The organism is Gibbsiella greigii (genome assembly GCF_039540155.1).
GTDB lineage: Bacteria > Pseudomonadota > Gammaproteobacteria > Enterobacterales > Enterobacteriaceae > Gibbsiella > Gibbsiella quercinecans.
The window spans coordinates 104907-123108 of record NZ_BAABEM010000010.1 but is presented as its reverse complement, the minus strand read 5'-3'; the positions used below and the strand labels follow the sequence as shown (position 1 = coordinate 123108).

At 56.0% G+C, this 18202-nt stretch carries 17 protein-coding genes; 3 read left to right on the top strand and 14 right to left on the bottom strand.

The features are described from left to right. Positions 1–87 precede the first annotated feature (87 nt). Positions 88–1845 (top strand): NAD-dependent DNA ligase LigB, encoded by a 1758-nt coding sequence (gene ligB / locus AC559G_RS10950; RefSeq protein ID WP_498912573.1) that lies wholly within the window; start codon positions 88–90, stop codon positions 1843–1845. On the opposite strand, the gene AC559G_RS10945 is transcribed toward ligB, so the two are convergent. Further along, positions 1820–2437: a trimeric intracellular cation channel family protein gene (locus tag AC559G_RS10945; RefSeq protein ID WP_095846556.1), complete on the bottom strand. Its 618-nt coding sequence runs from the start codon at positions 2435–2437 to the stop codon at positions 1820–1822. The two genes, ligB and AC559G_RS10945, sit on opposite strands and share 26 nt — an antisense overlap. Positions 2438–2694: 257 nt before the next feature. Here AC559G_RS10945 and AC559G_RS10940 point away from each other — a divergent pair, with 257 nt between their 5' ends. After that, positions 2695–3132: a DUF3574 domain-containing protein gene (locus AC559G_RS10940; protein ID WP_095846557.1), complete on the top strand. Its 438-nt coding sequence runs from the start codon at positions 2695–2697 to the stop codon at positions 3130–3132. 35 nt (positions 3133–3167) lie between these two features. On the opposite strand, the gene AC559G_RS10935 is transcribed toward AC559G_RS10940, so the two are convergent. The 9 genes from AC559G_RS10935 to AC559G_RS10895 all read right to left on the bottom strand — a co-directional run bounded on the left by AC559G_RS10935 (position 3168) and on the right by AC559G_RS10895 (position 11583). Beyond that, entirely contained in the window at positions 3168–4352 is a 1185-nt protein-coding gene (locus AC559G_RS10935; protein WP_095846558.1) for a NupC/NupG family nucleoside CNT transporter, read from the bottom strand. Between the two features lie 303 nt (positions 4353–4655). Beyond that, complete coding sequence (locus tag AC559G_RS10930) at positions 4656–5249, bottom strand: cupin domain-containing protein (protein WP_095846559.1); 594 nt, start codon at positions 5247–5249, stop codon at positions 4656–4658. Positions 5250–5311: 62 nt separating this feature from the next. Further along, positions 5312–6013, bottom strand: a complete 702-nt coding sequence (locus AC559G_RS10925; RefSeq protein WP_346083164.1) for a DUF1989 domain-containing protein — start codon at positions 6011–6013, stop codon at positions 5312–5314. Continuing rightward, positions 6010–7266 carry a M20 family metallo-hydrolase gene (locus tag AC559G_RS10920; protein ID WP_498912572.1) on the bottom strand — a complete coding sequence of 419 codons (1257 nt, stop codon included), beginning with the start codon at positions 7264–7266 and terminating at the stop codon, positions 6010–6012. The genes AC559G_RS10925 and AC559G_RS10920 overlap by 4 nt, the downstream gene beginning before the upstream one ends. Continuing rightward, positions 7263–8075: an amino acid ABC transporter ATP-binding protein gene (locus AC559G_RS10915; protein WP_269467122.1), complete on the bottom strand. Its 813-nt coding sequence runs from the start codon at positions 8073–8075 to the stop codon at positions 7263–7265. Before AC559G_RS10915 ends, AC559G_RS10920 begins: the two co-directional genes overlap by 4 nt. Beyond that, the gene (locus AC559G_RS10910) at positions 8047–8718 is read right to left on the bottom strand and encodes an amino acid ABC transporter permease (protein ID WP_095846560.1); all 672 of its coding nucleotides are present in this window, start codon (positions 8716–8718) and stop codon (positions 8047–8049) included. The genes AC559G_RS10915 and AC559G_RS10910 overlap by 29 nt, the downstream gene beginning before the upstream one ends. Further along, entirely contained in the window at positions 8715–9374 is a 660-nt protein-coding gene (locus tag AC559G_RS10905; RefSeq protein ID WP_498912571.1) for an amino acid ABC transporter permease, read from the bottom strand. The genes AC559G_RS10910 and AC559G_RS10905 overlap by 4 nt, the downstream gene beginning before the upstream one ends. An 11-nt stretch (positions 9375–9385) precedes the next feature. Continuing rightward, positions 9386–10243, bottom strand: a complete 858-nt coding sequence (locus tag AC559G_RS10900) for a type 2 periplasmic-binding domain-containing protein (protein WP_498912570.1) — start codon at positions 10241–10243, stop codon at positions 9386–9388. A gap of 308 nt (positions 10244–10551) precedes the next feature. Next, complete coding sequence (locus AC559G_RS10895) at positions 10552–11583, bottom strand: zinc-dependent alcohol dehydrogenase family protein (RefSeq protein ID WP_498912569.1); 1032 nt, start codon at positions 11581–11583, stop codon at positions 10552–10554. 104 nt (positions 11584–11687) lie between these two features. Between AC559G_RS10895 and AC559G_RS10890 the strand changes: the two genes are divergently transcribed. After that, positions 11688–12638: a LysR family transcriptional regulator gene (locus AC559G_RS10890; RefSeq protein ID WP_498912568.1), complete on the top strand. Its 951-nt coding sequence runs from the start codon at positions 11688–11690 to the stop codon at positions 12636–12638. 67 nt (positions 12639–12705) lie between these two features. On the opposite strand, the gene AC559G_RS10885 is transcribed toward AC559G_RS10890, so the two are convergent. Genes AC559G_RS10885 through fabG form a run of 4 tightly spaced genes read right to left on the bottom strand, consistent with a single transcriptional unit; the run spans position 12706 to position 17804 of the window. Next, a complete protein-coding gene (locus AC559G_RS10885) occupies positions 12706–13974 on the bottom strand; it encodes an MFS transporter (protein WP_498912567.1) in 1269 nt (422 codons plus the stop codon). A 24-nt stretch (positions 13975–13998) separates the two neighbouring features. Continuing rightward, on the bottom strand, positions 13999–15471 hold the full coding sequence (locus AC559G_RS10880; RefSeq protein WP_498912566.1) for an amidase: 1473 nt from the start codon (positions 15469–15471) through the stop codon (positions 13999–14001). An 11-nt stretch (positions 15472–15482) separates the two neighbouring features. Continuing rightward, positions 15483–17015, bottom strand: a complete 1533-nt coding sequence (locus tag AC559G_RS10875; protein ID WP_498912565.1) for an APC family permease — start codon at positions 17013–17015, stop codon at positions 15483–15485. 15 nt (positions 17016–17030) lie between these two features. Beyond that, a complete protein-coding gene (fabG, locus tag AC559G_RS10870) occupies positions 17031–17804 on the bottom strand; it encodes an SDR family oxidoreductase (protein ID WP_498912564.1) in 774 nt (257 codons plus the stop codon). Between the last annotated feature and the right edge of the window lie 398 nt (positions 17805–18202).

Sequence of the window (18202 nt, the reverse complement as noted above, 5' to 3'; positions counted from 1 at the left end):
GTTTATGAGGACGGTTGCGCAGCTTGCGCTTTTCCCTCTCGCCGGCCAGGCGGTTTAGCGCTTTACTGGGGCAACAAGGAGGTGCCAATGATACAGCGGGGGTTTTATCTGGCCTGGCGCATCGGGGTTGGTGTGGCGATATGCAGTAGCGCGGCGGCGCAAACCTGCCCGGCCTGGCCGCCGGAACGCCTGCGCCAGGAAAGTGCGGCGCTGCAACAGCGGCTTGAGCAGTGGGATCTGGCCTATTACCAGCGCGGCGATAGCGCCATCGATGATGAACTCTATGACGGCCTGCGGCAGACGCTGGCGGTTTGGCTTCGGTGTGCGGGGCAGGCCGCTGGCGGTGAGGCGCTGCCGTTATTGCCGGGCGGGAAAGTCGCGCACCCGGTGGCTCATACCGGCCTGCGAAAATTGCCTGACGCCCGTGCCGTTGGGGCGTGGATAAGCGGTCGCAGCGATTTATGGGTGCAGCCGAAGGTAGACGGCGTGGCCGTTACGCTGGTTTACCTGCAAGGGAAGCTGGTGCAGGCGATTAGCCGGGGCAATGGGTTGCTGGGGGAAGACTGGTTGGAAAAGGTGAAAGCCATCCCCTCGGTTCCGCAACGGCTGCATAACGCGCCGGCAAGTCTGGTGCTGCAAGGGGAGATTTTCCTGCAGGTGAACGATCATCACCAGCTCAGCCAAGGGGGCATCAACGCGCGTGCCAAAGTGGCGGGTATGCTGATGCGCAACCCGGTATCGCCAGGCCTGGCGCAGCTTGGCGTGTTTATCTGGGCGTGGCCAGACGGCCCGGCAGCGATGGATGCGCGCCTGCGGCAGCTAGCGGAGTGGGGCTTTCCGCTCGCCCTGCGGTATTCGCAACCGGTAACGGCTTTAGTAGACGTTGAAAAATGGCGTGAGCATTGGCAGCAGGCTCCTTTGCCGTTCGTGACCGATGGGATTGTGATCCATCAGGGGTATGCCCCGCCGGGGCGTTATTGGAAAAATAAACCGGCAAAGTGGGCGGTTGCCTGGAAATATCCGCCGTTACGCCAGATTGCGCAGGTTAACGGCGTCGCCTTTTCCATCGGGCGCACGGGCAATGTTAGCGCCGTGTTGCAACTGGCGCCGGTTCGGATGGATGATAAATGGATCCGGCGGGTGAGCGTCGGGCCGCTTTCACGTTGGCGCCAGTGGGATGTTGTGCCTGGCGATCAGATCGCCGTCAGCCTGAAGGGGCATGGCATACCGCACCTTGATGCGGTGGTGTGGCGGGTGGCCGAACGGCCGGTCATCACGGCGCCCGATCCCAAGCGGTACCATGCGTTAAGCTGTTTTAGCCGGCAATCGGGCTGCCAACAGCAGTTCTTGGCCCGTTTGGTATGGTTGAGCAGCGCCAACGGGCTGGATATCAACGGGGTTAGCGGCGCTAACTGGCAGGCGCTGATGAACCACGGCCTTGTGCACCACCTGCTGGACTGGCTGGCGCTCACGCCGGAACAGTTGGCTGCGGTTCCCGGTATTGGTAGGGCGCGGGCCGGGGAGATTCATCGGCGTTTCCAACAAACCCGCCAACGGCCGTTTGCCCACTGGTTGGTTGCGCTGGGGGTGCCGTTATCCCGGGTTCAAGCCGCAGGCGTGACGGATTGGCACCATCTGCAACAGTTGACGGTTGAGCAATGGCGTGAAGTGGCGGGAATCGGCGCGAAAAGAGCGCATTTGCTGCAGGCGTATATTCAACACCCTGAATTGGCCGCCATGGCTGATGTGCTGGGCGTGCAGGGGATCGCGGGTTTTTACCCACGGCCAGCCGGAGAGATAACCCTCTCCCAGCCGGGCGTTAATTTTCCGGATGCTGGTAGTTAAACACCGGCAGGCCCAGGCGGAAGCGCAGGGCTAGCAGGCGGGCGCTCAGGCCGGCGATAAGCGTGATGAGAACAACGACATTATGCGTCAGCGCAAAGTGTTGCAGGCCGATGTACAGCCACGCGGCGGCAAAGGAAATGCCGGCATACACTTCTTTCTGGAAAACCAAGGGGATGCGGTTGCAGAACATATCGCGCAGCACGCCGCCAAAAACGCCGGTTATCACGGCGGCGATGGCCGCGATAAGTGCGCTGTGGCCCATGTCCAGCGCCACCTGGGCGCCGATAATGGAAAAAACGATAAGCCCGATCGCATCCAGCACCAAAAACAGGCGGCGCAGATGGCGCATCAACGGCGCCAGCCAGGTGGTAAGAATGGCGGCAATGGCGACAATGACGATATATTCAGGGTGCTTCACCCAGCTTAATGGGTAGTGGCCCAGCAGGATGTCGCGCACCGAACCACCGCCGATGGCGGTGGCCGAAGCAATAAAAATAACGCCGAACAGGTCCATTTGCCGCCGCCCAGCGGCAAGCGCGCCGGTCATGGCTTCTGCGGTAATGCCGATGATATAAAGGATGCTCAGTAACATCAGGGTGTTGTCTGTTGGGGTAAAAGGTTTTGTGCCATGCAGGGTAATCGGCCCGGGGCGATGCGACTATTGATTTTTTCTAACGATATGTCTTTCGGATTAGATTATTTTATTAGCAGTGTGCCGGAATAGCTTTATAAATGGTCATGCTGGTGTGCGTGGTTATATTGAATCATTACTTATTTTGCTTTTTATGGGTGATGGCGGTTTTTTCCCCGCGCCAGAGGCGCAGGAATTTGTTGGATTAAGGAATAGAGATGAAAACACCATATATGGCGGCGTTTATCGCGGCTTCCCTTCTGTTTTTAAACGGGTGTGCCGCACCCACAGCGCAACGCGCGGAGCCGAAAACGGCGATGGCCTGTAGCGTTGGCGAACCCATGATGAAAACCACGTTATTCTTTGGGCTGAATCGCCCATCGGGGCCGGTGATTAGCGCTCAGGAATGGCAGCGCTTTGTCGATCAGCAGGTTACGCCGCGTTTTAAAGAGGGCTTATCGGTGTTTGACGCAAAAGGCCAATGGCTGGGGAACGACGGCAAGCTGGCGCGTGAGAACAGCAAGGCATTAATGTTGATCCACCCTGCGGGAAAAGACACCGAAGCGAATATCGAGGCGTTACGCACCCTCTATAAACAGCAGTTTGCCCAAGATTCGGTGATGCGTGAGGATGCGCAGGTCTGCGTAGCATTTTAAATATGCCCCGGCCGGTGCGGCGGCCGGGGGCATGCTTACAGCACCAGCCCGGCGATGGCGGCTGAAAGCAGGCTTACCAGCGTTGAGCCGTAAACCAGCTTGAGGCCAAAGCGGGAAACCACGTTGCCCTGTTGTTCGTTAAGGCCTTTGATCGCGCCGGCAATGATGCCGATAGACGCAAAGTTGGCAAACGACACCAGGAACACCGACAGGATACCCACGCCGCGCGGGCTCATTTCCGCCGCGATTTTTTTCAGCTCGATCATGGCGACAAATTCATTGGCAACCAGCTTGGTAGCCATAATACTGCCGGCGTGCAATGCATCTTGCGCCGGAATGCCGACCAGCCACGCCAGCGGATAGAACACATAGCCGAGCATCTGCTGGAAGCTGATGCCAAAGATGCCGGAGAAAATCGCGTTTACGGCGGCGATCAGCGCAATAAAGCCAATCAGCATCGCCGTAATAATCATCGCAATCTTGAAACCGGCCAGGATATATTCCCCCAGCATCTCGAAAAAGCTCTGATCCTCATGCAGCTTATTGAGCTTTAACTCTGGTTCATCGTCTACCTGGTAGGGGTTGATGATGGAAAGAATGACGAATGTGCTGAACATATTCAGGATCAGCGCGGCGACCACGTATTTTGCGTCAATCATCGCCATATAGGCGCCGACGATCGACATGGAAACCGTGGACATGGCGGTAGCGGCCATTGTGTACATGCGGCGTGGGGAGATATCGCCAATGATGCCCTTATAGGCGATAAAATTCTCCGATTGCCCCAGCGCCAGCGTGCTGACCGCATTAAACGATTCCAGCTTGCCCATGCCGTTTACTTTGGCCAGCAGGGTGCCGATAACGCGAATAATCAGCGGCAGAATACGGAAGTGCTGCAAAATACCAATCAGCACGGAAATAAAAATGATGGGGCACAGAACGCCGAGGAAAATAAACGACATGCCTTCTTTGCTCATGCCCCCGAAAACGAAGTTTGAGCCTTCAGCGGCGAAGGTCAGCAGCAGCTCAAAGAAGCCGGCGACGTGTTTAATCACGCTAAGCCCGCTGGCCGCATGCAGAAAGAAATAGGCCAGCGCCCCTTCAATCACTAACAGTTGAACAATATAGCGTGGGCGGATTTTTTTGCGGTCATTGCTGACCAGTAATGCCAATGCGAAGATAACCACCAAGGCGAGAAGAAATTGCAAAATTTGTGGCATAAAGGCTTCCGTATGAAGTGCAGGCCAGAAAAAATATATTTAGCCACAGCTTTTCCTGTCTTTCAGTAGATTAGGTGATAATTAGAATAAAATACTTTCGGCGCAAAGGATGGCTTATGGATTGTCGTTGCCAGATAAACACCGGCAGTATTTCATAAATCTTATTTACCTATGATGGCGGGAGTGATGCCCGCAATACCGTTAGCCACGGCCGGTTTCCAGCTCAGCCTTGCGCCTTATACAAGGCTGGCGCAGGCACGCTTACGGCTCCAGTTGGGGGAGAACCTTACGTCTGCCGGTGGATTAAAAGGTTACCGGCGTGTTCACCCACAGTACCCGGGCGACAACGGTCCCTGGATTGCGGTAACCGTGCGGCACATGGCTGGGAAAATAAAACGAGTCACCGGGTTCCAGGTGCCAGATGTCCTCACCCAGATGCAGTTCGAGCTCACCTTCCAATACATAGCCCATTTCCTCCCCGTGGTGCTCTATCTGGCCATCGCTCGCCACCCCGGGTTCGATGATATGGATGTTGCCTTGCAGCAGCCCGCCTTTATGGTGGTAGGTCAGGTTCTCTAACTCGATACCGCCTTTTTTATTGCGCTGTAGGAAGTGTTTGCGCCGGCGCTGTTGTGGTTTCATCACCGGCGCTTCGGCCACCCAGTCTTCTGCCATCAGATCGGCGATGCTGGTTTCCAGCGCGCTGGCCAGCCGGTGCAGCATTGCCAATGATGGGCTGGCTGCTTCGTTTTCCAGCTTCGAGAGCAGGCTTTCCGAACACTTCACCTTTTGCGCCAATTGCTTGAGCGTCATTTCCTGTGCAAGACGCGCGTGGCGCAAGCGCATTCCCAAACTGGTAAAAGAGGCGGAGGGTTTAGGCTCGTTGTTTTTTTTCATGTCGTGCTTTCAGCCAATGAGTCAATGAAATGCCCGCCAGCAGGCGGGCTTGGAACGCCCCGTTAAGCCATTACTTTAAATTGAATTTCTTTGGGTGAACAGCCATTGATTGGCACTATGTCTTGTGGGCAGGCAGACATCACCACCACGCAATCCAGCTCGGCGCGAATTTCAACATAGTCGCCCGGTTTACTGACGGTGGGCAACCAGGAAATCGTGTAGTCAGGGTTCACCGGCGTATTCATCCACAGGTTTAGCGGCTGGGGGACTTCGCGGGCGCGTAAGCCAATGGCGTTAAGCGCCATGCGCATGTTGTCGGCGCAGCTGTCATGGTATTCCGTAATGCCCATATTGGTGTAGCGGAACAGATCACAGGCGGCGATCAGGGTGTCGTGCACTCCCGGCGAGGTATCGCTCAACAGGGTGCCGATGGGGCGGCGTTGGTTGGTGACCAGCGCATCCCCCGGTTTGGGGATGATTTTATCGATAAAGGCACGGGTATGCTCCATCGAGGCGAATTCGCTCAGATCATCGCTGTTGAACAGCCAGGTGTCGCATACCTGGCTACCGGGGGTATTAATGATTTGGATCACCTGGCCTTTTTTCAGGCGCACCGCCCGCCCGCAGCGCGGTGGGATGGTATACAGCTCGCCGGGCACCGGCGTGCCGTCAGCGGAGATCGGGGTAGTGGCGGTGGCGTTCAGCCCCAGCGCATTGCCGTTGTCTTTGTCGCAGCAGGCTGGATATTGCGTGGTGGTGGTCATGCATAAACTCCTTTGGTGGAACGGGCAAGCTCGGTGAGCGCACAGGCCAGCGCACTGGCTCCGACGCTAAGCGAGCGGGGATCGGTATATTCTTCCGGATTGTGGCTGATGCCCTTATGGCTGGGCACAAACAGCATGCTGGTGGGGCAATGGCCCGCCAGATGCATCGCATCGTGAAAGGCGCCGGACAGTAAGCGGGTATGTGGAATGTCCAGCGCGTGGCAGACATCACCCAATAGCGTATTGAGCGGGGCATCAAAGGCGAGCGGCGCCTTATTCAGCAGTGGCGTTATGTGTATGCGCTCGCCGGCCAGGCTGGCCATTAGGGCATCAAGGTGCGCAAGCACCGCTGGGTCTGGGTGGCGAAAATCAAGGGTGAAACTCACCTGCGCCGCCACGGTGTTAATGGCGTTCGGCGTTACTTGCCAGCGGCCAAAGGTCATGCGCAGTGCTTCATCCGCCGCATCCCCCATCACATCTTCAATGTGGGCGGCCAGTGCCCGGGCCAGGCTCATGGCATCCTGACGCAAACCCATTGGCGTCGTGCCGGCGTGCGCCGACTGGCCCAGGCAGGTTACCTGATACCAGCGCACGCCTTGAATACCGCTGACGACGGCCAGCGGCAGGCCCTGTTGCTCCAGGATTGGCCCTTGTTCAATATGCAGCTCCAGGAAGCAGGCCATGGCGCGATCCGGCCGTTGTGGCAGCGTTTTGAAGCGCGCCAGGCACTTGACCAGCGCGTCGCTGAACGGAGTGCCGTCTTCCCCGGCGGCGGCCTGGTAAGCGGGCAGCAGTTCCGGCTGAACAAAGGCGCTGGAACCCATGGCGCCGGGCGCAAAGCGGCTGCCTTCCTCGTTTGTCCAGATGGCGACTTCCACCGGGCGTTCGGTCACTAGCCCGGCATCGTTCATGGCCTGCAGGCAAGCCAACCCCGCCATCACGCCGTAACAGCCGTCGAAGTTGCCGCCGCAGGGTTGGGTATCTATGTGGCTGCCGGTGGTAACCGGGGGGAACGCCGTGCGCCCAGGGCGGCGTAAAAACAGATTGGCCGCCGCATCGGTATAGATATTGCAGCCCATCTCCCGTGCCAGGCCGATAATCCATTCCCGGGCATCCAGCTCTTCTTCACTCAGGGCCTGGCGATTAACCCCGCCGCTGGGAAGGGCGCCAAAGCCAGAGAGTTGCTGCAGCAAGTGATTCAGGTGTGTGGCGTCAAGGTGCCGGGCCACCCGCAGGCCTTCATCAGAAATCATAGTTTCTCCAACTCTTCTGGTTGCAGAGGGCGGCGGAATAGCGGCGCCAGGAAGTTGCGCAGCCGTTCGCTTTTGGGCTGGGTGAAAATTTGCCGCGGGGCGCCGCTTTCCACGATCCGGCCATCCGCCATAAACAGCAGGCGGGAGGATATGTGGGCGGCGAAGGCCATTTCATGCGTAACCATCACCATGGTCATGCCCTGGTTCGCCAGCGCACGGATCACGTCCAGCACTTCTTCCACCCGCTCAGGATCCAACGCCGACGTGGGCTCATCCAGAAGCAGCAGTTCCGGTTCCAGCGCCAGGGCCCGGGCGATCCCCACGCGCTGCTGTTGGCCGCCGGATAGATGGGCCGGCCAACTGTCGGCTTTCTGCGCCATTCCCACCCGTTGCAAAACGGCCATCGCGGTTTGCTTCGCAACCTGACGCGGCAGTTTCTTGCCCAGCACCAGCGGCGCTGCGACGTTCTCCAGCACCGTCATATGCGGCCAAAGGTTAAACTGCTGAAAGACCATCGCCAGTGGGCGCCGGACTTCTGCGATGGCGCCCGGGCTGTCGATATGGGCTGCGCCGCGCTGCGAGCCGCTGTATCCCAGAAGCTGGCCTTTGATCAAAACGTCGCCGCGATCGTAGGTTTCCAGGAAGTTCATGCAGCGCAGCGCGGTGGTCTTCCCAGAGCCGGAAGGGCCAATCAGGGTGACGATCTCCCCCGGATACACCGCCAGGTTGATATCCTGCAAAACCACGTGGTCGGCAAAGGATTTGCCTACGTGGCGCAGTTCAATGATGGGCACGGACGTTTTGGTCACGGTATCCTCCGGTTCGCAGGGTTTTGCTCAGCGCCTGCACGCCCAGGCTGACCGCCTGCGCCAACAGCCAGTAGCTGATGATGAGTAGGGTGTAGGGCAGTACATAGCTGTAGGTGTTTGCGACGATCTGGCTGGTGGTCATGGTCAGTTCAGGGACGGTGATCACGGAAGCGATGGCGCTTTCTTTGATGGTCGAAATACATTGGTTGCCCAGCAGCGGCAGGGCGAAGCGCAGGGCCTGCGGCGCCTGGATATGCCAGAAGCAACGAGTGCGGGAGATATTGTTGGCCAGCGCCGCTTCCCGCTGGCCGGGAGGGATGCTCAGCCAGGCGGCGCGAAAGATTTCCCCGAAATAGGCGCCGCTGTATAGCGTGAGGGCGAGCACCGTGGCCTGGGCTGCGCTAAGCATCAGCCCAATCGACGGCAGCCCGAAGTAAATCACGGCCAACTGCGCCAGGAACGGCGTGCCGCGAATGATCCACACATAGCCGCGCCACAGTTGAAACAGCACCGGGTTGCCGCGGCACAGGGCGTTCAGCGTAAACCCCAGGATAGCGCCGCCCAGCGCTGCGCACAGGCTAAGCCACAGCGTTACGCCTAACGCGCTCAGGTAATCCGGCAGGTATTGCATGAGTTCACTCATCGTTGTTCCCTCTGCCAACGGCGCTCCATATGCCGCCCAAGCAATGAAAGCAGGCTGGTCAACACCAGATAAACCAGCGCCGCCGCCAGATAAACCTGCAGCGGCTGATAGGTGGATGAAGCCAACTGCTGGGCGACGCGCATCAGATCCGTCAGCGCGATAACGGACACCACAGCCGAAGCCTTTATCACATCGATCAGTTCGGAAATCAGCGAAGGTAGTGTGACGCGCAGCACTTGCGGCACCTGTATGCGCCAGAGGATCTGGTTCTGGCTCAGGCCGCAGATAGCCGCTGCTTCCAACTGCCCGGCGCTGATGGCGGCGAAGCCGCTTTTTAGTATCTGCGACTGGTATGCCGCAGTGTTGAGCGTCAAGGCCAGCACTGCGGCAAAAAAACCGGAAATATCCAGCCCCAATTGGCCCGGCAGGTAAAAACACAGCAGTAACTGCGCCAGCACCGGCGTGCCGCGAAACAGGCTCACCCATCCCTGGGCAATAATGCGCCAGAGCCGGCGCTGGCTGGCAGACATTCGCCACACGCCAATGCCGACGAAAAACCCGGCAATCATCGCCACCAAGCAAAGCGTGGCGGTGGTGACGGCGCCATTAGCCAGCATGGGCAACCACGCGATGAACTGTGTGATAAAGGTCGGCATTTAACGGCGTCTCACAGGTTAGGCGCGGGCATGGCGTCTGCCGGCACGGCCATGGTGAAGCCAAACCATTTCTGTTGCAGGGCCTGCATCGTGCCGTCGCGGTTTGCTTCCGCGATGCCATCGCTGAACAGCTTCACCAGCGAAGCGCTGTCTTCATCCTTGCGCCCTACCCAGCCAAAATAGGTGGTTGGGCCGAGCATGGTCGGCAGGGTCGCGAATACTCCCGGGCGGGATTTGATTAACGGGCCAAGGTTTGAGAGCGACTGGGCCACGCCATCCAGACGCTTGGCGGCAAGATCGGCATAGGCTTCATCGAAGGCGACGTACTGTTTGATCTCTTTAATGCCCGGTTTCCCGTCCGCCTTCAGTGAATTATCGAAGGCCTGCAGGATTTGCAACTGCCCGGAACCGGTTTGCGAGCCAATGACTTTACCGCTCAGATCGGCGGTTGTACCGATAGACGCATCGTCCGCGCGTTTGAGCAGCGCCACCGTGGATTCGGCAATCGGCGTGGTAAAGGCGAAGCGGGCGATGCGCTGTTTATTCACGGTGACGGCGGTGACGACGAAATCAAATTTTTTCGCATCCAGGCCAGGGAGGATCCCCTGGAAAGGCAGATCCAGCTGCTTCACGGCCACGCCCGGCAGCCGTTTTGCCAAAATGTGGTTCATCAAATCCACGTCATAGCCAATGATTTTGCCGTTTTCGACATACTCGAATGGCGCGTAGCGCGCCTCGGTGGCGACCGTAATCACTTTGGCGTCTTTGATGCGTTGCAGCAGATCGGCGCTGTGGGCCGCGGCGGAAAAAACGCCGGCGGTTATCAGGGCAGTCCAGCACAGGGGGGCGGCAAAAAGGCGTAGTTTCATGATTGGCTCTCTGAAAGTGTTTTGAATTTAAGTAAAGTTACTTGAACAAAATGATATGAGCATGAATCATGCCAACAGTGCTAACAGGCGGTATGTGCATTTAATTTGTTTTAAAAACAGATTATTACGGTATTTTTTTGTCTTGTTTGCTTTGTGCGTCTGGCGGGGATAGCGGTGTAAAGTGCGGTTATGCCGCACAACGGTAATGCATGTCGCTGCACGAATTTTGTGCATATACAGGTTGCCGGGGCCAGGCACTAAAGAGTGCACAAGCCGCCGGAGCTGGAACCGAGGGGGATCGCCAACGATCAGGGGGCGATGCGTATCACCACTTTGCCAAAAGGCCCGCGATCCAAATGCTGGAATGCGGCGGGAACGTCGTGAAAGCCATAAACGTGGTCTATGACCGGCCGAATGCCTTTGTGCGCAAAGGCATCCATCATTTTTTCAAATGCACGCCGGTGGCCAACGGAAATACCCTGAATAACGGCGCGCCGCAGCATCAGCGGCACGGCAGACAACGTTATATCGGGGCCGTTCAGGAAACCAATCTGGGCGATATGGCCGCCACCGGCCAGCGCGCTGACCGACTGGGTAAGGTTTTCCCCGCCGATGGTTTCAATAATATGCTCGGCGCCCCTGCCGCCGGTTAATGCCAGGACAGCTTGCGCCCATGCTGGCTGTTCCACGGTATTGATGGTCTCGCAATGCGCCAGCGTTTTAATGCGCGCCAACTTTTGTGCACTGCGAGAAGTCACAATCACCCTGGCGCCGAAGGCCCGGGCGATCTGCAGGGCAAACAGCGATACGCCGCCAGTGCCTTGGGTGACGACCGTTTGCCCTGTTTCGAGCCGCCCGGTTTCGATCAGAGCGAACCAGGCCGTCAGGCCGGCGATCGGTAGGGTGGCGGCTTCTTCATTCGTTAATGTGGGGGCTACCGCTACGGCGGCGTGCTCTTCCAGCAAGACGTATTCGGCCAGCATCCCGGGCAAGGGGCCCCCCAGGGAAAGGCCGTGGCGCAGCATCTCCGCGGGCGGTTCGCCGTCAACCCACTGAACCCAGAAATTACCGGATACCCGATCACCCTGTTTAAATCGCGTGACGTCACTGCCCACCGCCACCACGGTGCCCGCCATGTCCGAGGTCGGTACAAAGGGCATGGGCGGCTTTTCAGGCAGCAGTTCGCCTTCTATCACCAATTTATCGCGATAGTTCAGCGCGACGGCCGCCACTTTCACCAGCAACTGATGGTTCGCGGGGGTGGGGATGGGCACTTCAACCTGTTGCAGTTGGCCTATGCCAAATTGCTGCAATTGCCACTGTTTCATGGTGTTAGTCATGATGATACCTCCATTGTGAGCCGTATCGATCATGTTACTGGCGATGTTTTATCCTGTATCGCGATATGATGGCGCATCATTTCCGCCATAGAGTCTGTAATGCGATGAAGAATGGCCTTCACTCCCGGTTGCAGGATATCTCCGCGTTTGTTCATACCGTAGAAGCCGGCAGTTTTACCGCCGCTGCGGCGCGGATGGGGGTATCGACATCCGCGCCGGGCAAAAGCGTGGCGCGCCTGGAAGCGCGGCTGGGGATAAAGCTCCTGAACCGAACAACGCGCAGCCTGAACCTGACCCAAGAGGGGCATGATTATTATCACAGTTGCCTGCGGGTGCTGGACGAGCTCAACGCGGCGGAATCCAGGCTTGCCTCGACAACCCGCCGGGTTACAGGCCGGGTGCGGATAAACTTGCCGGTGTCTTTTGGCCGGCTGCGCATTATGCCGGTGTTGAAAGCGGTGGCGAAGCAATACCCGGATCTGGAAATGGATGTCGCTTTTACCGATCGCAGAATTGATCTGGTCGAGGAGCGGGTTGATTTGGCCGTGCGGCTTGGCGATCCGGGGAACTCCGCCAGCCTGAATGCCCGCAGCCTGGGCTTCCAGCATTCGGTTATCTGCGCGGCGCCTGAATATTTGCTCACGCACGGCCTGCCGCATTCGGTGGAGGATCTGGGCCGTCATCGCTGCCTGGGGTTCGCCAGGCAAGGGCGGGCGCTCCCCTGGCTGATGGGCCCGGCGGGGCTGGTTAAAGCTTACGATCTGCCCTATCGGCATATCATCAGTAATGGCGAAGCCTTGCTGGATGCGGCAATCAGCGGCATGGGGGTGGCCTGTTTGGCGACGTGGCTGGCGGCAGAAGCAATACATCGTGGGGAATTAAAGGTGCTCCCGGTTGCCACGCCGCCAAACGATGTCCCCATTACCGCGCTTTGGCCGCGCTCGCGCGAGCTGGCGCCAAAGGTGAGGGTGGTGGTGGATGCGCTGATGGCGGCTTTGCTGCCGGTAGCGCCGTGGGATCATTTGTTGACGGGTAAAGCAGAAGATCCTTTGTGAGGATCTTCTTTGGGAGGGATAAAGGGGTGTTCATACCGCCGTTGCGGGCCAGCAACCGGAGCCACGGTTAGCGTGACAGCTGCCTTGCCACCGCCGGCAACGCTTTTTTGGCGTCGTGCGGGAAACAGATTGCCGCAGCCAGGCTTATTGCCGAAACGGCAAACATATAATACGCAGGTGCAGGGGCGCCCCAACCATGCGACAACCAGGCAACAATAAACGGTGAGAAACCGCCGAAGGTCATGGTGGCCAGGTTATAGCTAATGGATAAAGAGGTCACCCTGTTCTCAACCGGGAACAGTAATGTCAGCATGGTCGGCATTGTTGCGAACTGCGCCGCCAGGCATAGCCCCAGAACTGACTGCATAACGAGCATATGGCTAATTGTTGGCGAATGAATCACCCAGGTAAACAGCGGCAACACCATAACAAAATAGCCGATGGTTGAGATGAGAAAGACAAACTTCCGCCCTATTTTATCTGCCAGGATGCCGAACAGAGGGATGATAGCGGCCATCAGGCTGACGATGCAGATTTGGATCGTCAGCACGCTGGTTATCGGCATCCCCAACTGTTTGCTGGCAAAGCTCGGCATATTAATCAATAAAACGTAGAAGCCCACCGTACCGCTCACCACCAGGCAAAACCCAAGGATGATCTTTCTAAAATCCAACCCCGTTTTATTGCCAGGCTGTTTTTTCTCGGCTTGTTGATTAATAAACTCGTCAGATTCAGAGAGATTATTTCTTATCCATAGCCCGACCGGGCAGATAACCAGGCCGACGGCGAACGCAATTCGCCAGCCCCAGCTTTCCAGGCTGTCGCTAAACACTTTGAAGATAATCATAGAGATAATTGACGCCAGCACCACCGCTAGGCATTGGCCAAATAGCTGCCAGGAACCATAAAAAGTTTTCTTGTTATCGTCCGAACCTTCCACCAGATATGACGTTGAGCTGGCATATTCGCCACCGGTGGCAAACCCCTGGATAAGGCGCGCGATCACGATCAATATGGGGGCGGTGATACCTATATGGTGGTAAGACGGTGTTACCACAAAAATCGTCACCGCAATAAACATCAGCCAGATAATCAATTGTAGGGCTTTCTTTCTGCCATATTTATCCGCATAGACGCCAATGACTAGCCCCCCGATTGGCCGGGTGAAGAAGCCAACGCCAAATGTTGCCAATGAGATCAGCAGTGAGCTGTATTCGTCATGGGCTGGAAAAAACTGCTTGGAGATAACGGCAGCGAAAAAACCATAAATAAGGAAGTCATACCATTCGAGTATATTACCAATGGTACCCGCTATAATTTTCTTATGGCTGCTCATTTTCATCCCCCTCGGGTGAATAAACTAAAGTAAATAGTGAGTTAATTCGCTTTCTTTGATCGCGCCAGGTTTGTTTTTCGCGGTCCATTGCGTGGCTTTTTCATAAGCATGAGCCAGACGAAGCACAGCCATATCACACTGGGGCTTCCCTATTATCTGGATGCCTGTTGGTAACCCTGATTCATTAAACCCGGCCGGGACATTGGCAACGGGGCAGCCAGAAAGGCTGCCTAATATCGTTACCTCCATCCAGCGGTGATACGTATCCATTGCCCGGCCTGATATTGCTTCAGGCCAATGACTCTTTTTATCGAAGGGGAAAACCTGCGCGCTGGGCAATATCAGGTAGTCCACTTCCTCAAAAAGCCTAATAAGCTTCTTATAAAGCAGGGTTCTTACCGCCGAGGCTTGCATCAGTTGCATTGCGCTTAACCCTAAGCCATTTTCTATTTCCCAGATGGCTTCAGGCTTAAGCCATTTCCGTTTTTCGGGGGAGGAATAAAGAGGCTCAAGGCTGTGCGCGACGGAAGTATGCCGGAGGGTACGCCACGCATTCCATACCGTTTCAAAATCGATATCTATGGCGACCTGGTTAACTTCACAGCCGAGTGCTGAAAATGTATTTAGCGCTTTTTCACACAGGGGAAGAATACCGTCTTCGAAGGGTAAATGGCCCTGTAGATCCCCAAGCCAGCCGATCCGCTGGTGAGTACAGTCAATGGCCAGCGATTCGGTAAATTGATCGCCAGCGCCGGTAAGCGAAAGCGGCGCGCGGTCGTCCCGGCCGGCCTGCGTGGCCAACAGCAGGGCGACGTCCTTGACGCAGCGCCCCATCGGGCCTTCATACGCCATCTGGTTAATGAACAGTTCGTTGCTTTCCGTAAAGGGAACACGGCCCAGGGATGGGCGAAAACCCATCACGTTATTGAAGGCGGCAGGGTTGCGTAAAGAGCCCATCATGTCGCTGCCATCCGCTACCGGGAGCAGATACAGCGCCAGGGCAGCGGCAGCGCCGCCGCTGCTGCCCCCGGCGGTGAGCTGATGGTTATACGCGTTGCCCGTGGCACCGAAAACCGAATTATAAGTCTGGGAGCCAAGCCCAAATTCAGGCGTGTTGGTTTTGCCGATGATGATGGCGCCGGCTTGTTTGATTCTTTCCACTATTAATGAGTCCCTGTCGGGAACATCATTTGCGAAAATTTGTGAACCCCGGGTGGTGGCAATACCTTGTGTTAATGCCAGATCTTTAACGGCAAAAGGTATGCCGTGCAGCCAGCCCTGATAATCCCCTTTCGCTAATGCAATATCCTTTTTTTGCGCCTCTTTAAGTAGCTGGCTTTTATCCCGCATGCTGACGATGGCATTAACGCGAGAGTTAAAAGATTCAATATGGTCGAGATAGATTTCCATGACTTCACGGCAGGATATTTCTTTATTCCTGATCAGGCGTGAAAGTTGATGGGCCTCGAGAAGAACAATACTTTTTTTATCAAACATAGCTTGGCCTTCTATTTTTCTTCATTTAATACAATGCGGCCAATAACCTGGAATTTTTTATTATCAAAAAGCTTGAACCAGGTTGCTATAGCCGCACCAATGACAAAACTGGATAACACAATCCACGGTATGGCTTTATAGAACAGTGTATTTGCCGCTGAACCTGCTGCGAAATCCATATTGGCAAAAAGCAGATAGACGACGTACACCATGCCTATTCCACCCATTAACGGTGCCAGGAACGTTTTAAACCAGTGGCTGTGTTTACGGTTTTCTGCATTCGCGTGGAAATAGAAAATCACGGCAAAGGCGCACAGTGCCTGAACGATCATGATCCCCATGGTGCCGAGTATGGCCAGCAGTGTGTAAATATCTGCATAAGGGTCTTTTCCTGCCAGCAGGAAAAGAACGATGATCGTGCAGGCAATCAGGGTCTGAACCGTTGAGGCTACGTGGGGTGAACCATGTTTGGGATGAGTAAGGCCCAGGGTTTTACCCGATAACGGGAACAGGTTTTCCCGGCCCAGGGCATAGATATAGCGTGCGGCACAGTTGTGGAACGCCATCCCGCAAGCGAAGGAACCGGTGATCACCAAAATTTTGAATACCGCCACCGCCCATTCGCCCAGATATTGGCGCGCCGGGCCGTAGAAGATTTCTGCGGCCTTGTTGGGATCTTGCGCCAGCGCGATGGCTTTTTCTGGCCCAGTTCCGGCAATGGCCATCCAGGAGATGAATACATAGAAAAGCCCAATGCCAATCACGGCCAGCAATGTCGCCAGCGGAATGATTTTCTTTGGGTTTTTGGACTCTTCGCCATACATCGCCGAGGATTCAAAGCCCACCCAGGACCAAAAGGCGAAAAACAGGCCAATGCCCGCGTTAGCACCCGGCACGCCCAGTGCAGGAGTAAAGGCGTGCAACGGGTTGATCGACTCAGGGACGAAGCCCCGCGGCCCACCGCCATGCACCAACACTGCGCAGGCGACCACGGTAAGAATGATAATTTCCAGCACCAGGCAACAACCCAGCACTTTCGACGTAAGTGAAATATCAAAATAACTGAGCACGCCGTTGGCAATCAGCATGCCCAACGCAAAGACAATCCAGTGGATATGCATACCGGAAAGCCCGTGGATTAAGTCTTCGCAGAAGAAGGCGAAAATCCCAACTAGCGCGGCCTCAAACACAATATAGGTCAGTGTGACCGCAACCCCGGCCGCCATACCGATGATGCGCCCCAGCCCATGAGAGATGAAGCCATAAAATGCGCCGGTGGCGGTAATGTACTTCGCCATCTGGGCATACCCGATGGCAAACAGTGCCAGGATGATGGTCGCCACCAAGAAACCCGCTGGCGCATACTGCCCGTTACCGCTACCTACCGCGATGGGCACATTACCCAGCATGGCGGTAATCGGCGCGGCGGTCGCTACCGTCATAAACAGTACGCCGGTTAACCCTACGGCGTTTGGGCGCAGGCGCTGGATCGTCGATGTGCCGGTTTCATCTCCGGCAGGGTTAGTAATGATCTGATTACTCATGTTATTACCGCTCCGTCAGGAAATGCAGGAAGATGATTCGGGGAGGATCTGACCGCCATCCACAATCAGCGTTTGCCCGGTGATGTACCCGGCTGCCTGAGAGGCAAAAAACAGCGCGGCGGCGGCAATGTCGTCAACGCTGCCCAGGCGCTGCAGCGGGACAGATTTCGCCATGGTGGCAATGTAGTCGTCCCCCATGCCCGCCAGCCCTTCAGTGATAATGTTGCCGGGAAGAATGGCATTGACGGTGATGTTATCTTTGGCCAGTTCCAGTGCGGCAGTGCGCATGAAACCCAGTTGCGACGCTTTGCTCGAGGCATAGTGCGCCCAGCCGGGGTAGCCGGTGACAGGGCCAGTGATGGAAGAGGTAAGGATAATGCGGCCATGGCTGGCTTGTTTTAACCACGGGATTGCTGCCTGTACGCACAGGAATGTGCCTTTGCTGTTTACCGCATGCACATCATCCCAGTCACTTTCCGTCATATCGCTCAGAGCAGCCGAAGGAAAGACGCCCGCGTTGCAGCATAGCACGGCCAAACCGCCGTGTTGTTCCGCGCAAAGACCAACGGTCTCTTTCACCTGTTGAGCAATGCTGACGTCACAGACGTAGCCCTTTATAGTCAACCCTTGTGCGCTGGCCCTGGTGATAGCGGCTTCCAGCTTGGCGGCATTTCTGGCGGTGATCGCAACATTGGCGCCATGGCGAGCAAAATTTAGTGCTAGCCCCAGCCCAATGCCGCTGCTGCCACCGGTGATCAGTATGCTTTTACCTTCTATATCTTCGTACATGTGTTTCTCCCCGCTTATGCCATGAATCGTCAACACACCAGTTTTTCGCCGATGCCGTCTGGAAACGAGCCACTATTTCGACAAAGAATAAGCATGTAAATGTTGAGTGATCAACATTATTTTGTTGATTTTTCCACTAAATAAAATGCTTCTTTATGGTGAGCGATTGTGGTGCAGGTGTTAATTGTTTAGCTGATTGATATTTAGGATTATTATTTTGTTTTTTTTGACGTTTTTTAGGTGGATTTCCCTCTGTAAGCGGAGTGTGCCCTGTTACGGGGCATTTGGCTGTTGGTTTTAATGTTTTTCTGTTAATTTATTGAAAATAAAAACTAATATTGTGTGGTTTTATCGGCGGGTAAATATTTTTATCTTTAATCTTGCAAAAAAGACGATGC

Bases quoted from the DNA above. Each gene is read 5' to 3' on its own strand.
- ligB (WP_498912573.1), top strand. From the start codon at position 88: ATGATACAGCGGGGGTTTTATCTGGCCTGGCGCATCGGGGTTGGTGTG.
- AC559G_RS10945 (WP_095846556.1), bottom strand. From the start codon at position 2,437: ATGTTACTGAGCATCCTTTATATCATCGGCATTACCGCAGAAGCCATG.
- AC559G_RS10940 (WP_095846557.1), top strand. From the start codon at position 2,695: ATGAAAACACCATATATGGCGGCGTTTATCGCGGCTTCCCTTCTGTTT.
- AC559G_RS10935 (WP_095846558.1), bottom strand. From the start codon at position 4,352: ATGCCACAAATTTTGCAATTTCTTCTCGCCTTGGTGGTTATCTTCGCA.
- AC559G_RS10930 (WP_095846559.1), bottom strand. From the start codon at position 5,249: ATGAAAAAAAACAACGAGCCTAAACCCTCCGCCTCTTTTACCAGTTTG.
- AC559G_RS10925 (WP_346083164.1), bottom strand. From the start codon at position 6,013: ATGACCACCACCACGCAATATCCAGCCTGCTGCGACAAAGACAACGGC.
- AC559G_RS10920 (WP_498912572.1), bottom strand. From the start codon at position 7,266: ATGATTTCTGATGAAGGCCTGCGGGTGGCCCGGCACCTTGACGCCACA.
- AC559G_RS10910 (WP_095846560.1), bottom strand. From the start codon at position 8,718: ATGAGTGAACTCATGCAATACCTGCCGGATTACCTGAGCGCGTTAGGC.
- AC559G_RS10905 (WP_498912571.1), bottom strand. From the start codon at position 9,374: ATGCCGACCTTTATCACACAGTTCATCGCGTGGTTGCCCATGCTGGCT.
- AC559G_RS10900 (WP_498912570.1), bottom strand. From the start codon at position 10,243: ATGAAACTACGCCTTTTTGCCGCCCCCCTGTGCTGGACTGCCCTGATA.
- AC559G_RS10895 (WP_498912569.1), bottom strand. From the start codon at position 11,583: ATGACTAACACCATGAAACAGTGGCAATTGCAGCAATTTGGCATAGGC.
- AC559G_RS10890 (WP_498912568.1), top strand. From the start codon at position 11,688: ATGAAGAATGGCCTTCACTCCCGGTTGCAGGATATCTCCGCGTTTGTT.
- AC559G_RS10885 (WP_498912567.1), bottom strand. From the start codon at position 13,974: ATGAGCAGCCATAAGAAAATTATAGCGGGTACCATTGGTAATATACTC.
- AC559G_RS10880 (WP_498912566.1), bottom strand. From the start codon at position 15,471: ATGTTTGATAAAAAAAGTATTGTTCTTCTCGAGGCCCATCAACTTTCA.
- AC559G_RS10875 (WP_498912565.1), bottom strand. From the start codon at position 17,015: ATGAGTAATCAGATCATTACTAACCCTGCCGGAGATGAAACCGGCACA.
- fabG (WP_498912564.1), bottom strand. From the start codon at position 17,804: ATGTACGAAGATATAGAAGGTAAAAGCATACTGATCACCGGTGGCAGC.